General features: G+C 58.5%; 10 protein-coding genes and 1 pseudogene. 10 read left to right on the top strand and 1 reads right to left on the bottom strand.

Features of this window, described 5'->3' with window-relative positions; translation table 11 throughout:
* Positions 1–203 precede the first annotated feature (203 nt).
* From tssF to ACPUER_RS00255, 10 genes and pseudogenes are all read left to right on the top strand, one after another.
* Positions 204–2,078, top strand: coding sequence for a type VI secretion system baseplate subunit TssF (tssF, locus tag ACPUER_RS00300; RefSeq protein ID WP_310132444.1), 1,875 nt, complete (start codon positions 204–206; stop codon positions 2,076–2,078).
* 134 nt (positions 2,079–2,212) lie between these two features.
* A pseudogene (locus ACPUER_RS00295) lies at positions 2,213–4,350 on the top strand (type VI secretion system Vgr family protein).
* A gap of 13 nt (positions 4,351–4,363) precedes the next feature.
* Positions 4,364–4,822 carry a DcrB-related protein gene (locus ACPUER_RS00290; RefSeq protein WP_425130034.1) on the top strand — a complete coding sequence of 153 codons (459 nt, stop codon included), beginning with the start codon at positions 4,364–4,366 and terminating at the stop codon, positions 4,820–4,822.
* Complete coding sequence (locus ACPUER_RS00285; RefSeq protein ID WP_425130033.1) at positions 4,819–9,162, top strand: RHS repeat-associated core domain-containing protein; 4,344 nt, start codon at positions 4,819–4,821, stop codon at positions 9,160–9,162. The genes ACPUER_RS00290 and ACPUER_RS00285 overlap by 4 nt, the downstream gene beginning before the upstream one ends.
* Before the next feature lie 471 nt (positions 9,163–9,633).
* Positions 9,634–10,077, top strand: coding sequence for a hypothetical protein (locus ACPUER_RS00280; RefSeq protein ID WP_425130032.1), 444 nt, complete (start codon positions 9,634–9,636; stop codon positions 10,075–10,077).
* A gap of 75 nt (positions 10,078–10,152) precedes the next feature.
* Positions 10,153–10,773, top strand: coding sequence for a hypothetical protein (locus tag ACPUER_RS00275; RefSeq protein WP_425130031.1), 621 nt, complete (start codon positions 10,153–10,155; stop codon positions 10,771–10,773).
* 469 nt (positions 10,774–11,242) lie between these two features.
* Positions 11,243–11,626, top strand: a complete 384-nt coding sequence (locus tag ACPUER_RS00270) for a hypothetical protein (RefSeq protein WP_425130030.1) — start codon at positions 11,243–11,245, stop codon at positions 11,624–11,626.
* 314 nt (positions 11,627–11,940) lie between these two features.
* Complete coding sequence (locus ACPUER_RS00265) at positions 11,941–12,450, top strand: hypothetical protein (protein WP_425130029.1); 510 nt, start codon at positions 11,941–11,943, stop codon at positions 12,448–12,450.
* A 214-nt stretch (positions 12,451–12,664) separates the two neighbouring features.
* Positions 12,665–13,642, top strand: coding sequence for a hypothetical protein (locus tag ACPUER_RS00260; RefSeq protein WP_425130028.1), 978 nt, complete (start codon positions 12,665–12,667; stop codon positions 13,640–13,642).
* A 573-nt stretch (positions 13,643–14,215) separates the two neighbouring features.
* Complete coding sequence (locus ACPUER_RS00255; RefSeq protein WP_175959706.1) at positions 14,216–14,434, top strand: hypothetical protein; 219 nt, start codon at positions 14,216–14,218, stop codon at positions 14,432–14,434.
* A gap of 100 nt (positions 14,435–14,534) precedes the next feature.
* On the opposite strand, the gene ACPUER_RS00250 is transcribed toward ACPUER_RS00255, so the two are convergent.
* Positions 14,535–15,143 carry a hypothetical protein gene (locus tag ACPUER_RS00250; protein WP_425130027.1) on the bottom strand — a complete coding sequence of 203 codons (609 nt, stop codon included), beginning with the start codon at positions 15,141–15,143 and terminating at the stop codon, positions 14,535–14,537.
* Positions 15,144–15,553 lie beyond the last annotated feature (410 nt).

Genomic DNA, 15,553 nt, shown 5'->3' with positions numbered 1-15,553 from the left:
GACACCCGAGCGCTTGCCCACAAGCAGCTGGCCTTTATGTTCGCGGCATGTGGGGTGGATCATTGGCTGAAGCGTTGATTGAAGACCGGAGGCCGCTGGATAAATTCGAAACGAGATTTTCAGTTGCCCGAATAGAATCGTTCCGCTCGATTTTTTGAACTCCGCATCGCCGTTTGGCGAACGCGGCGACGATCGGAACGTGTATGGCCATCGACCCCAAGGATTTGCTCCCGCACTTCGAACGCGAGATGGCGCTGCTACGTCGTTCGATGCAGACGTTCTCGCAGCGTTTTCCTAAAATCGCCGCTCGCCTGGCGATCACGGGCGAGCATTCCGACGATCCGCACGTCGAACGTCTGTTGCAGTCGTTCGCATTGATGTCGTCGTCTCACGACGTCCGCCTCGAGGATGATGTGCCCGCGTTTACGCACGGCCTTCTCGAGACATTGCACGGCGCGTTCCTGCGTTCATTTCCTTCCTGCGCGATTGCGCAATTTCATGGCGACCTGACCGGCAAACGGACCGGGCCCCATGTCATCCCGCGCGGCGAGCAACTGATCGCACCGGTCGGCCGGGAAGTATTTCGCATGACGGACGAAGTCACGATTGTGCCGCTGACCGTCTCGGCGGTGCGTTATGCGACGTCGGCGATCGCGCCGCGAGACGCCGCGTTACCCGCCGAAACTTCCGGTTTGCTGACCGTCACGTTTGCGCTGACTTCGACGGAAGCCACGTTCGCGATCGTGCCGGACCGGTTGCGTCTGCACTTCACGGGCGCGCGCGAGATCGTCGCGGCACTCACGGACGCCGTCTTGCTTCTTGCCGTGCGAGGTTTCGTCGGGACGGACGATTCCGGGCGCTGGAAGCGTCTCCCGAACATGCCGTTCACGGCCGTCGGCCTCGAGCCAATCGACGCGCTGCTCGATATACCGCATGACGATGCCCTCGGGCCATTTCACCTGCTGATGGAGTACTGCGCCGTTCCGGAACGTTTCGACTTTGTCGACCTCGACATACGCCCACTCAAGCGGGCCGCCGGCGGCAGTCGTCGCGTCGCGCTGCACCTGGCGATCGCGGGCGTGCATCCGGACTCTCATCGCGCGCAACGCCTGGCCGCCGCGACCGCCGAACATGTACGTTTATTTTGTACGCCCGTAATCAACCTTTTCCCGGATGCCGCCGAGCCGATCGAGACTCGTCCCGGTTGCGCGTATTACCCGGTGAAGCCGCTTGCGCAGAAAAACGCATCGCAGACGAACATCTGGTCGATCGACACGGTTCGTCAGACTTCCGACGCGGATACGTCGATCCTGGCACCGTTCCATTCGCTGCAGCACGGCATGGGCACCCATCCGGGGCTGTACTGGACCGTGTTGCGCGACGAGGCCCGGCGGGCGCCGAAGAAGCCCGTCGATCCCCAGGCCAAAGAGGCGGGCGAGAAACCGTCCCCGGACGAGACTGCAGACCTCCTCCATGGCGTCGAACTGGGACTGATCGACCGGGACGGCCAACCTGCCGATCCCGGGCGTCGCAAACTGGCGATCCGGCTGTCCTGTACCCAGGGCGACCTGTCCGGAATGCGGGAACGCGAACTGGCGTTGGGCGCGGGCGATCCGGTGGGGACGATCGCGCTGCTGAACCGGCCGACCCGGAGCCGGCCGCCCGCTTTCCGCTACGGAGAGCTGTGGAATGTATTGTCTTTGCTCGTGCCGCAGGCGATTCGCCTGGACAACGGCGGTCTGGCCCAACTGACGCGGCTCTGCGCCCGCTGGGCGGAATCCTCGGTCGACGCCGGGCGGCGCTTCGATGCGCTCGTCTCGTTGTCGACCGCGCGCGTTCGGCGCTGGCTGCCCGGCAAGCCGGCGTCGGCGTTCGTGCAGGGGCTCGAAGTGCGGTTGGTGGTTGATGAGCAGCGTTTCGCCGGGTTCAGTCTTGGCGGGCTCGCGCACGTCCTCGAGAGATGCTTCGCACCGCACGTGCCTGTAACAAGTTTCGTGCAGATTGTGCTGTTTTCAGCGCAAACCGGCGCGGTGCTGCGCCGCGGCCAACCCTGCCCCGGTGTCCAGCCGCTGGTCTAGTTTTTTCGATTTTCGGGGCGCGAACGGAAACGTTTGCGGGTGCCTTTCGCGCGGTCGGAATTTGTCCTACATTAACGGGGCTTCGGGCCGGCCAGCCGGCCCACGGAACCTGAGATCACAAGCAAGGAACAAGAATGAGTTTCGCTCCGAACGGGGGTATTCCCAATGGTTTGGGCGGCAGCGCGCTCGGCTCCTTGAGCGCGCTCGGCGGCCTGGCAGGCCCGGTCGCCTCGAGTGTTGCCGGAAGCGTCGGGCCGCTCGCGGGCCTGGCCGGGCACGTCGACACCGTCCAGCGTGCGCTGCAACTCGCGCAAACCGGCTTCTCGCTGATGGACAAGACGCCCGGCGCGGTTGCCGAAGCGATCAACGGCGCCGCCAACCCCGCGCGCCTGACCCAGCTCAATCGCTACGTCACGCTCGACACGCCGCTCGGCCCGGACGTGCTGCTGGTCAGCGCCGCCGTCGTCGACGAATACGTGAACCGGCTGCCGGAAATCCACCTCGACCTGCTGTCGCATCGCCACGACCTTCGCCCCGACGACCTGATCGGCCAGCAGGTCAAGATTCGATTCGATCAGCAGGCGCGCTTGTCGACGCTCGAACGCGTCGTTGCGTCGGGTGCCGGCGAGAACGACCGTTACTTCGACGGCTACGTTGCGTCGTTCGACCGGGCCGGCAATCCCGGCAATGTCACGCAGTACCACCTGACGGCGGTGCCGTGGTTCTGGTTCCTGACGCGCTCGACCGACTGCCGGATTTTCCAGAACAAGACCGCGCAGGACATCCTCACCGAGATTTTCCAGGAACACGGGTTTTCCGATTTCGTGTTCGACATCCGGACGAGCCAGAAACCGCTCGAATACGTGGTGATGTACCAGGAGTCCTACTACAACTTCTGCGCGCGGTTGATGGAGCAGGAAGGGCTGGTCTGGACGCACCGCTACGAGAAGGACAAGCACTTTCTCGTGATCGGCGACACGAATTTGCTGTTCCGCCCGATCGACGGGCTGGCGACCGTGCCGTTCGCTGCCACCGAAGCGAGCGAGGACAGCGGCATCGACCAGTTGCACGAAGGCCGGCGCTTCGGTGTCGGCAAGGTCACGTTCCGCGACTTCAATCATCAGAACCCGTCGTCGCCGCTGATGCTGGTGGAAGCCGGCCCGCAGAACCTCAAGCACGCGCGGCTCGACTCGACCGAGCGGTTCGAGCACCAGTCGCTGTACGACCACGGCGACGACGGCAATCGTTATGCCCGTATGCGATGGAGGCCGAGGAGGCGCAGGCCCATCGCTATACCGGCGGCGGCTACGCGTGGCGCATGACCACCGCCGGCGCCGTCAACGTGGCGAATCACCCGGTCCTCGAGAACAACCAGGAATACGTGATCCTGCACGTGCGTCACGAGGCGGTGAACGACTACACGCAGCACAGCGCAAAACTGCCGTACCGCAACAGCTTCGCGTTGCTGCCGAAGAAGATTCCGTATCGTGCGCCGCGCGCCACGCCGAAACCGGTGATTCATGGCACGCAGTCGGCGATCGTCGTCGGCCCCAAGGGCGAGGAAATCTACACCAACGGGAGCGCCGTGAAGGTGAACTTCCCGTGGGACCGGCGCGGCAAGAAGGATGGATCCGACTCGATGTGGGTGCGCGTGTCGCAACCGTGGGCGGGCGACGGTTGGGGCGCGGCCGCGATTCCTCGGATCAAGCAGGAAGTGCTCGTGGCGTTCAATCAGGGCGATCCGGATAACCCCGTGATCGTGGGCCGCGTGTTCAACGGCGAGCAGGGCAACCCGTACCACGGTGCCGCCGGCCAGACGATGGGGATCAAGAGCCAGACGCACAAGGGGCAGGGGTCGAACGAGATCCGCATGACCGACACGAACGGCATGCAGGAATTCTTCATGCACGCGCAGAAGGACATGAACACCGTCGTCGAGAACAACGAGACGCATAAGGTGTTCGGGCCGATGCGTACCGTCCTGGTGGCGACCGGTAGCGAAGAAAAGCAGATTCCGCAGGGCAACCTGACCGAGACGATCGCCGAGAAGCGCAGTACGACCGCGACCACCGTCGAGGTGACGACGCCTGCCAAGGACGGGGGCGGCGGCACGCAGGTCTACGTGGCCGAGCGCGGCATCCTGCTGAAGGTGCAGGACAGCTCGATCTCGCTTGCGCCCGAAGGCATTCGCCTCGAGCACAAGGGCTCGGTGATCCTGATGACCGACGACGGCGTGATGGTCAACGGCCAGCGCATCGATCTCAACAAATAACACGAACACAACCATGCACTACGCTATCCACGAAGGCACGTTCGAACTGCCGGACGCGGCGTTCGACCGCACCGTCAACATCCTCGTGATGAACGCCGGCCCCGGCGGCCTCAACCTCGTGATCGCCCGTGGGCGGCTGCGCGACGGGGAAGATATCGATGCGTTCGTCGCGCGCGAATGGGAAGTGGCGTCGCGCGATGCGAAGATGCTTACCGAGAAGGCGCGCCGGGCAGTGACGGTGGCGGGCCGTTCGGGCATCCAGATCGATTCCACGCTCGAGCGGGATGGCCGGCTCTGGCATCAACTGCAGACCATGTTTCCGTCGGACGACGCCGGCCGCGTGCTGGTGATGACGTTGACCAGCGCGGCACCGCTGACCGAAGAGCAGCAGGCGATCGCCGATCGTATGCTCGCCAGTTTCCAGCCGCGCGCGGCTCGACCGACCCTGCTCGGACCGGGTGACGCGTCGTGAGCACGGAACACTTCGCGGCCGCGCGCTTCGAAGACCCGATCCAGCACACGTCGTTCTGGGGTGAGCTTGCAGGCACGGTCGGGTCGGTGATCGGCGGTGCCGTTGTCGGCGCATTGGTGGCGGAGGCGATGGAGGGGCTCGTGTTCGTCGGCCTGGCCGCGCTCGAAATCGGCACGGCAGGGTTGGCGACGCCGCTCGTGATCGCGATCGGCGTGGGCGTGGCGGTCGGCTCGGGCGCGCTGATGGAAGCGAGCGGCATGAATGAAGCCATCGACGACGGCGCCAAGGCGCTGGCCGACTCGATCGCGCCACCCGAGATCAAAGGCAAGATCGCCAGCGGTTCGGGGAACGTTTATGTCAATAACAAGGCGGCCGCGCGGGCGGCGCGGCCGGGGGATCTCGATACCGTCGCGTGCCTGGATCACTCCAGCCCGCAGATGATTGCCGATGGGTCGGGGAGCGTTTACATCAACGATCATCCGGCCGCGCGCGTCGGCGACAAGACGACTTGCGACGGGACGATTGCTGAGGGTTCCGATAACGTTTTCATCGGCGGTGGTACGCAGAGGGTGCGGGACGTCAAGTCGGCGAGCCGGCTCGGGTGGTTGGGCGCGGCGCTCGGTATTGCGCTGGCGGTTTGTGGCCGCGGGAAGATGAGTTGGGGGCAGTTTCTGAAAGGCAAGCTGCCTTGCCTCGCGATCAATTTTGCGGCCGGTGCCTTCGGCACGTGGCTCGGCAGTTTGGCGAGGCCGTCAGCCGGTCACCCGGTCAACGTGATTACCGGCGGCAAGTTTCTCGACGGCACGGACGATACCGACTTCACATTGCCCGGGCCGCTGCCGATCGTGTGGCGGCGTTTTTACAGCAGCCATGATGATCGTGCTGACAGTTTGTTCGGGCCGGGCTGGAGCGTGCCGATCAGCGTCGAGCTGCGGCTTGCGTGTGAACATGGCGAGGTCACGTCGATCACGTATTGGGACGAGCAGGGCCGCGACATCGTGTTCCCGGCCGTGCCGCCGGGTGAGAGCCATTTCAGCGTTCCCGAAGGCATTTACCTGATATGTACTGCCGGCGGTCACTATGTGGTTGAGACGGTCGACGGTATGTATCGCGATTTCGGCCGTGCCCGTACCGATGCGGACAGCGAGACGCTCAAGCTGTGGCGTCTTGAGGATCGCAACGGTAACTGGATTGAGGTGGAGCAAGAAGCGTCTGGTGAGGTTGTGCGGCCTGCGCGGCTGCATGACAGCGCTGGGCGCATGCTGACGCTGGTCTACGATGAGTCGCACCCTCGACGCATTGCCACGATCGAGCTGACTCGTGGCGTGGACGGTGAGCAACCCGACACGCTGGTGCGTTATGCGTACAACGATGCCGGCGAACTGGTGGCCGTTACCGATCGCAGTGGCCACACCGGGCGACGCTTCGCATACGAACACGGACTGATGGTCCAGCACACGTTGCGCGGCGGCCTGCAGTGCTTTTATGCGTGGCAGGGCGTCGGCCGCGACGCGCGTGTCGTGCGCCATTGGACCGATGACGGTGAGACGTACACGTTCAATGCGGACCTTGTTCAGCGTACGGTGACGATCACCGACCAGATCGGTCGCGTTACGCACTGGACGTGGAACGAGGATCAGCAGCCGACGAGCCATACGGATGCGGAAGGCCACGTTTGGAAATTCGAGTGGAATGCGATGCGGCAGTTGGTCAGTACGACCGATCCGGCAGGGCATACGACCCGCTTCGAATATGACGAGCGGGGGCGCCAGACGCAGCGCATCGATGCGCTCGGGCAGGTTGAGCGGACCGAGTGGAACGCTTACTACGACCTCCCTGTCGCGGAAACCGATCCGGCCAACTCGCGCTGGATCTACCGCTACGACGATCGCGGCAACCTGACGATGACGCGCGATCCGGCAGGCTTCGCGACCGAGTATCACCGGGATGAGCGTGGGTTGGTGCACACGATTCGCGACGCGCGCGGCGGTTACAAGTTCCTCGAGTGGAATGGCCGTGCGCAGCTGACTTCGTATACCGATTGTTCCGGCAAGGTCACGCGGTTCGGGTATGACGCACGTGGCGCGCTTGCGCGTGTGACCGATGCGGCGGGCCAGTCTACCGTGTACGAAGCGGATGCGATGGGGCGGGTCACTGGGATCGGAACGGCCGATGGCGCGCGTCAGATGTTCCGATACGACGCGGCCGGGCGTCTTGTCGAGGTCGTTGACGCGAATCAGCGCAGCACGCGCTACGAACTCAATCCGCGCGGCTTGCTGCTGTCACGGACGGACGCGGCTAATCGTGTCGTGCGGTTCGGTTACGACGATGCGTTCAGGCTCGCGAGCCTGACCAACGAAAATCGCGAGGCGTATCGCTTTCAGTATGACCGTCGCGATCTGGTTTCCGCGCAGATCGGCCTCGATGGCCACAAGCGCACGTACGAATACGATGTGTGCGGGCAAGGCACGATCGTACGGGATGGGCAGATCGAGACGCGATACGAGCGCGACGCGATCGGGCGACTGACGGCGAAGCAAGCGACGCATGAGCGTTGTGAGTATCTGTACGACAAGGCGAGCCGAATCGCATCTGCCGAGTTGTACACGCTGGCAGCTCGTGGCCCGTCGCTGAAGAATCGGGTCAGCTTGAAATACGACGCGCGCGGAGCGGTTCTCGAGGAATACACGCCGACCGGCTGGCTCGCGCATACGTACGACGAGCTTGGCAACCGTGTCAGCACCACAATCTCGGGCGAGCGCACGATCGACTGGCTGCATTACGGCTCGGGACACGTGCACCAGATCCGTTTTGACGGTGCTGCAGTTGCCGACATAGAACGCGATGATCTGCATCGGGAGGTGCTACGAACGCAGGGCAAGCTGACCAGTCATTTCGGATATGACGCGGTTGGGCGTCGTGCGCGGCACGCTGCGCAGCGAGGCCGGGCGGCTGACGATCTGCTTGCTAAGCAGTGGCAATACGATGCAGCGGGCGACGTGATCCAGAAGCGGGATCAGCGTCACGGCACGACGAGCTATCAATATGACCCGACTGGTCGGATTGAACAGGCGGCAGGGCCGGGATTGCCGTCTGAAGTGTTTCGCTGGGACGCGGCGGCCAACCTGGTGTCGAGCGATCACCCTGGCGGCTACGTCGAGCACAACCGGCTCAAGATGTTCGAGGACAAGCGCTTCGAGTACGACTCGTATGGACGGCTGGTTCGCAAGCTGAGCGGTCACGGGCCTGCGAAAGAGCTGGTTCTTGAATACGACGACTGGAGTCAGTTGAAGACAGTCGTGACGAAGGACCGTCTCGGCATCGCGACAACGCATTTCGAATACGACGCGTTCGGCCGCCGGATTCGTAAGCTCAATGGCGGTTACGCGAGTACCGATTTCCTGTGGGACGGCATGCGGCTCGTGCAGGAGACGTATCACGATCGCCAGGGTGAGGAAGCGCTGACGTACTTGTACGAGGCCAATAGCTATGTGCCGCTCGCACGGATCGATCAGGGCAAGCCGGCGGCTAACGATGCCGATGGAAGGGATGCGGTCTACTATTTCCACAACGATGTGTCGGGGTTGCCGGAGGAGTTAACCGACGCAGACGGAGAGTTGATCTGGCAGGCCCGCTACAAGGTTTGGGGTAACGCGGTGCAGGAGGAGTGGATCGCGCGGGCGCCGCAGTTGCCAACACCGGAGTGGGGAAATGTGCAAGCGTTGGCGCCGGCACCAACTCACGTGCCGCGACCACAGAATCTGCGTTTCCAGGGGCAGTATCTGGATCGTGAGACGGGACTGCACTACAACACGTTTCGGTACTACGATCCGGATATCGGGCGGTTCATCACGCATGATCCGATTGGGCTCGCTGGCGGCATCAATCTCCATATGTACGCGCCGAACCCGGTAAGCTGGGTTGACCCGTGGGGCTTAAGGTGCGGGCCGGGCCAGGCAACAGGGACTGGGCGTAAAGTGACTCCTGGAAGATGGTTGCGCGGCACCCATGGGAATGCTGGCGCCTTTCCAGAATCGATTGCAAACAAGATGAAGGGACGCTCCTTTAGAGATTTCGATCATTTTAGATCGGAATTCTGGAAGGAGGTTTCGATGGATCCCGATTTGAGTAGTCAATTTTCGAAATCCAATGTATCGAGAATGGCTAATGGGTTGGCTCCAAAGGCGTCAGTTACTCAGGGGGTGGGTAAAAATACCTCATATGTGCTCCATCATATAGAGCCGATTCAGCATGGTGGAGGTGTTTATGATATGGACAACTTGCGTATCGTAACACCTAGATATCACGCTGAAGTACTGGACCCTGCATATCATTATTGAGAGAGTGAATGATGAGTCGAGATGAGTTGATTGTTTTGGTTGGCAGGATGAGGGAATCAAACTACGCCTCCGATGAGGAGGCTGAGTCTGATATCGAGATTTTGAATAAGAATGTGATGGATCCATATGCAATGGATTACATTTTTCAGAAAAAATACGAAAACATGTCGTTGGAGGAGGTTGTCGATAAAATGCTCTCGTATAAGCCGATACAATTGTGATTTCATGCGAATGAGAGGTGTGAGCTCCCAATGAATTGAATCCATGCGGGTAGCTGCTGGCGCGGACGCGATGCCGCAGATCGCGTCGTGAAGTTAGGATGGGTCTTCAGTTTTGAGATGAATAGACCCTGTCCGCCACTAAAAATATATAAATTACGCGCTTCGCCGCGAAGCCACGTGAGTGGAATTGCGTATTGCGAGGTGCCTTTCATTGTCGCCATCAGTTGAGCTTTGGTTGGGAGTCGGCTTTATGGAACAACAGAACAACTTGACGTTGCCAGAGGATTGGTGCGAATTTGCGCGCCCCCACTCGGAATGTGATTTTGACCACGAGCGAATGCAGGCGGAGCTTGAAACTGAGCTTCATTCGAGCCATCCATTTCATGGGTACAAGCTGAAAGTGATAGCACATGCCACCGGTAACGATGACGTCCTATGTGCTCACACTGAAGAGTCGGGGCGTTACTCGATAATTCACCTCACATGGAGAGGGGGGGCGGAGTTAGGCAACTGCCCAACCGTCGATTTCGACGGCGACTGGAATGACATTTGTCACTATTTTGGCGTTATCACTTCGGAGCTAGCTCAGGTTGCAGAAGACGAGCACCTCGGACTGCGGAAGCCAATGACGAAGGCAGGGGCGTCTTCACAGCCTGTAGTTATTCGCTATAACGAACAAAATGACATCGAGTAGAAGGTGAGGTGCTTGGGGTGCGTGGTATTTCGTATGATTTAAAATTCCGTGCATTGAAATATTGAGGTATGCAAGATGGGTGTGGAATTAAAGAAGATATTTGAAAAGAGATTGCAAGAAACTCTCAAGGAAAATATAGGCGAGAGTGGCATCAAAGTATCAAGGAGTGAGATTATTGTCGACCGGGAAGGTGTGGGGAACGGGCGCATCGGATTCAGATTCCTTAAAAATTCAAACGGTTATATTCTTTCTGCTGCTGGTGATTCTTCTGATCTTCAGGGTTTTTATAAAAACAGCAATCCTCCATACAAACCAAAGATACCGACGGGTCTGGTTTTTGCGATGAATACATCCATGGAGAAAGTAAAGTCGTTTTCGCCGAATATCGGTGGGGCAGTTGATTTGCCGCGGGATGAGGTTGGGATCGAGTCGACATGTCGATGGATGTGTGAAAAGGTGGTAAATATTTATTTGCCGAGGGTAGTTAATGTGGTGGAGGTCAAGTCTGGATTGGTTTGGGATGTAATGGATAATCCAAATTACTATTCTTACCCGTTTCTGACAATTATTTTTGCGGCGAAGAGAAATGGTATTGGGTTGGATGGGCTCGATGTTGATTATTTGCTTAGAGGCAAAGTGTCCGGAAATAAGTCGTTCGATGAGAATATTATGAAGCGATATTTGGGGTGTGGTTGAGGTGGTGAGGTCTAACGAAAATAACCAAATCCTTGCCGGATTTCGTTAATCGCTTCATGCTAGAGGATCCACCTTGCGTCGTTAAAGTAGATCGTCAGTTTTGAAATGAATGGCCAACGTCCCGTACTCCAACACCGATTGCGGTCACATATGTTGCGCGCCTAATGCAGAACACACCGGTGTCGTCGTGGCTCACCAAGCGTTACTCGGAGATCGCAATCCAGTTTCAGTCCGTAGCTCGGGAAGCCAGTTCGGCAGAGTCCCAAGGGGCTAAAAGGCTTCACTTCAAGATGCGGCAGCAGGCATCGGAAGCCGCTATATAACAGAGGCGTGAGCCCCTGGGGACAGCAGACCTGCCGGAAGTTCGCCGCGCCCCTTTGTCCTCACTCTGCCTCAGTTCGGCCAGTTGCGATCAGTCGACAGGCGGGAGCAGATCGTCGGCAATTTCTTCAAACCGAAGAGGAATACCTTGGGAATCAACGAAGACATTAGGCGTTTGCGTGGTTGCGGCGTCGTACGCTGCGGAGTTTTGCCGTTTCCGGCACCCAGTCCCGCTTCTGTAGCGAAAGCGTTCGAGTTGCGCGATGACGACGCCTGTTACCGTGAAATCGATGAAAGTACGGCGCGTTATTTTATTGCTGAGGTGCTACATCGCGATCAAGCGTACCGCGCGGAGTTAATGACCGTGGCTCAGGCGGAACAGTTGACAGCAGAATTTCTTGACCAATTCGGCGTTCAAGCTCAGTACTTCACCAACAACTGGTGTTCGGTTACCGACGCGACGTTCGACGCAGGGGTCCTCGTAATCGGTGCCTTACTGTCCGGGTGTCTCTGGGTCGAAGACGAGGATTGAAGTCCAGGTAGCGCTGTAAGGTAGTTACTGTCGCTTCGGAATGGCTACTGCCGTATTGGTCGGCGAACGTCCAGGAGCCGCCATTGATCAACGTCCGATTTCCGGTCATCTGTTGTTGCGAAGACGGTTGGCCAAGCCCGTTATCTAGTGGCCGATTGAAAAGAACGAACGTCCGCAAGCGCTGCATATCTCCATGCGTGAGAGCGCCTATTTCGCCGGCATCGGTTGGTGCTATGGTTTGAGTTCTGCATATCCCGGTATCGAGAAAATTCGTCCACACGGGTGACACCTCAAACGCATGAAAAATCAAAGCGATGATCGATCTTGACAGCCCCCGTTGGGCACAACTTGAGCACGCGTATGGTAATGCCAGTAACATTCCTGCCCTATTGAGGCAGCTCGACGGCGTGCCAACCTCCGCTAACAATTCGGAACCTTGGTTCTCGCTGTGGAGTGCTTTGGCGCATCAAGGCGATGTATACGACGCGTCATTTGCAGCAGTCCCTCATGTAGTGCATGCTCTGGCTTCTGCACCCGAAATAGCGGATCATTCGTACTTTCAGTTTCCAACGTGGGTTGAAATTTGTCGTGCCAAGAATGCGACTCAAGTTCCGGCCGACCTTGAATCAGCCTATTTTTCGTCACTTGCACAGCTACCGTCGCTTGTTGCCGCCGTATCTGAACGAGCGTGCGATGAGACTCTAGTCATATGCATGCTTGCGGCAGTAGCCGTCGCAAAGGGACAACCGAAGCTAGCTGAGGCAACTCTCGAAATGACGCCGGAGATTGCCGAAGAATTTATGGAGTGGTTTTTCACGCGTTAACATGGTTCACCCGCACGCGAAAAAGTCTACTCTTTTGTGATCTTCGGCCCCGAACGGCCGCTTCCAGGCGCCGAATTCTGCCCGGCGAAGGTCCGCTTCGGGTCGACTCGGTCGATCGCGTCGGGCTGCAGTCGGCGGTTGAGGACGCTCGACACATCCTATAGGATCGCCGACAATCGGCGGATATATAGGTGTTCCCATAAGACGTTGCCTAATGAAGACCATCGAAAAAGCAAGGCTCGCCATTTCGCGCATTACTTCGAGAGAGAAAGTTTCGTTAGTCAGGCAAGAAATCGCAGCCGACGACGATGACTGGTTCCGAATCAGTGCGAAGGCGTATTCTCTTCACCTTCAAATTGCTCGCAAGAAACGGAAAGAGGATGCGAAGGAGAGAAATATAGGCATTACCTCGAATGAGGAAATAGGCGAGATTCTGAAATTGAATGACCGGCTATGTATCTATGCAGTGTGTCTGCCAACCTTGGCTACAAAGTCTGACGTTACGACAGCCTCACTCCTGTTATCCCAAATGCCGCAAAGCGAGAATCAGCTACTGCTCCTGATTGAAGGCATGACTTTGGAGCCAAGAGTAAGAGCGTTGCAGAATATCGGTAGAATACGCCACTATTCAGTCTTTAAGGAATTTTCCAACCTCGTCGAGGCGGCGACGCTTTGCTATTACCGAGGGAATTTTGCTAGCGCGTACCTGACTCTTGTTCCAGTGATCGAGGGGATAATTCTTAGATGGTCTGGATATCAAGGTAATGGTGATAAGCCAGAATTTGAGGAAATTCGGAAGTTCTTTGGTGCCTCCCATGTTCGACAGCCATGTCCAGGAAATCCCTTGTTTCATGACGTATTTTGCAGAGCATGTGACAGAATTATTAACGACCATCTCTATCAGCCCTCTCGGCGCGGCACAGCGTATGCGGAATTCAATCGCCATCAAGCCGCCCATCTTCTTCGCGATACAACGTTTGCGACGAGGGAAAACTGCATTCGACTGTTTCTTCTCTTGGACACGATGACAGAAGTTTATCTCTACGAGACATATTGCAGGGATCCCAGATGGGAACTCGAAGATGTGGATATTCGTCGCGAAGTAATGCTATACAAGGCACTTCAGTTGAAAACAGCCGTGAGCAATACTCCTGAAAACATTCTTCTTCGAGGCGGCGCTCTTGTTGGCTAATCTCTTGGTCAACCGGACCGTCAGCAAAGTTGCCGGTTATCGAGTAAGTTGGACGGCGGCTTTCCGGTTTTTCGAAAGACAGAAACGGGTCGAGATCGGTCTGAGTGAGATGCCGAAATCGGACACCATCCGTAAGCAATTTCCGGTGCCCCCGCACGACAACAAAGATTGAGCAGTCGCATCGGCATCGAGACGAACTCATACAGTTCGTCCGATTCAATCGAATTGTTTCGAATCGTCAAGTTCTGATCAGTCACTCACTGTGACAGATCCACGTTCACCATCAGCGCTCACAATGACCATGAGTATTGACCTCGTTGCGTGCCTATAACCAACGGCTAACGTGTGCCCAAGCAACGAACACTGTCTAATAGGCAATGTCCAGCGATGATGATCGCGCGCGTGGATGGAGACGCCGTCGCCCTGATTCAAACGTCAAAACCTTGTTTCCACCGAACCACCAACAAAGGAGGAATCCAAACCATCAAAACCGCCGCAGTAAACGAGCGCGGGCCGCAAGTGCTACCAACACTCACGACCCGCTAACCACAGCCAACTATCCGAGAGTTGCCCATGGCTAAGCCGAATCATAAAGCACGACCACCGAAGACGGAACGTTTCGTAACGATCCAGGAAATGTGGGGTACGCCGAAAACGGACCTCAAGCCGGAGAAGTTCTACCCGTACATGAAGATTGGTGGAATGTGGCTGATCAACGATGCGTGTTTTGTCCCGGGCCGAAAGGCGCAAATCGTTATTGAGCCTGGCCGGCTGATCATCACGCAGTTGTAAAAGGCAACGCCGCAAGATGCGGCCGCGGGGGGGGGCGGGGGGGCGGGGGGCGGGGGGGGGGCCTGGTTTGAGCCGCTCCAGCGCATCACCAGGCGATATTTCAAGACGACCGCGACGTCCCGGCCCCACCCGTTGCCGTGCAATGCGTGCCCGCGCCGTTGTCGTAGAACGTGCGCGTTTCAGGTTGCGGCACAGACGGATCAAACGGATTAGGCGCGCCGTGCGGACCACGTGCGGCATCGTACGGGCGCTGCGGCGCATGCGAGCCGCCACTGCCAGCCGGCCACGAGCCGTTGGCCCGCAGGTATTCATTCCAGTTCTGCTCGCGCTGTTCGTATCCAGGCAACGCCCGACCAAGACTATCGCTGCCACCCGTGCCGAGCGCGACGCGATTCGCGGGCAACACCAAATCGGGTTCATGCTCCGACGAAGGTGGCGGTGCCTCAAGCCTATCGCCCGACACACGCAGCGGCCGCGTATCCGGCGTATCGAACGGACTACGCTCCACGGGCGCCGCATACTGCACGCGGCGACGGTTCATACGTGCCGCATGCCCGTCATCACGAGCAGCAGCACGCCGCTCGGAGCGAAACACATTGGCACCTGCCGACCGATCGGCCAGCGCATCGCGGCCCGACGCATCGGAGGTGGAAACAGAAAGCGCACACGCAAACGCGGCGGCGGAAGTAAGACGGAAGGGATGATTCATCAGCGATCCAAATCAGGTGATGTGCATTGAAAAAAACGGCAGATCACTGGCTGGCGGCTGGGCAACGGACGGCCGTCGAAGCGGCTCTGAAGCGGCTACGAGGCGCGGCGGACGCGGCTCGGAGGAGGGCTGGCTGGATTGCAGAAGCGAATCCGTATTATTTCACATTATTAACAATTGCCTTTCGTGAAGACGAAAACCGTCGGCAAACAGTAGGTTTGAGGCGCTCCACCCGACGCACGGCAATGGTGCCAACCAAACCAATCATCAGTCGATTGAACCACGACGATGCGACCCTTTACCCACCCCGACACAAGCCGCGCAAGATCGCCTATCCCCCGATCTCAATCCCGACAAGGCACAGCGCCAGAAAAGCCACCCCGATAGCAACCAAATTGCACCCCCAGCAA

This window comes from Burkholderia sp. DN3021 (assembly GCF_049805555.1).
Classification (GTDB): domain Bacteria; phylum Pseudomonadota; class Gammaproteobacteria; order Burkholderiales; family Burkholderiaceae; genus Burkholderia; species Burkholderia pyrrocinia_C.
The sequence above is the reverse complement of the archived record's forward strand: the minus strand, read 5'-3'. Positions and strand labels throughout refer to the sequence as shown.

What these genes read in the sequence shown, in the direction of transcription:
- ACPUER_RS00255 (WP_175959706.1), top strand. Translation starts at nt 14,216, where the DNA reads ATGGCTAAGCCGAATCATAAAGCACGACCACCGAAGACGGAACGTTTC.
- ACPUER_RS00275 (WP_425130031.1), top strand. Translation starts at nt 10,153, where the DNA reads ATGGGTGTGGAATTAAAGAAGATATTTGAAAAGAGATTGCAAGAAACT.
- ACPUER_RS00265 (WP_425130029.1), top strand. Translation starts at nt 11,941, where the DNA reads ATGATCGATCTTGACAGCCCCCGTTGGGCACAACTTGAGCACGCGTAT.
- ACPUER_RS00250 (WP_425130027.1), bottom strand. Translation starts at nt 15,143, where the DNA reads ATGAATCATCCCTTCCGTCTTACTTCCGCCGCCGCGTTTGCGTGTGCG.
- ACPUER_RS00260 (WP_425130028.1), top strand. Translation starts at nt 12,665, where the DNA reads ATGAAGACCATCGAAAAAGCAAGGCTCGCCATTTCGCGCATTACTTCG.
- tssF (WP_310132444.1), top strand. Translation starts at nt 204, where the DNA reads ATGGCCATCGACCCCAAGGATTTGCTCCCGCACTTCGAACGCGAGATG.
- ACPUER_RS00290 (WP_425130034.1), top strand. Translation starts at nt 4,364, where the DNA reads ATGCACTACGCTATCCACGAAGGCACGTTCGAACTGCCGGACGCGGCG.
- ACPUER_RS00280 (WP_425130032.1), top strand. Translation starts at nt 9,634, where the DNA reads ATGGAACAACAGAACAACTTGACGTTGCCAGAGGATTGGTGCGAATTT.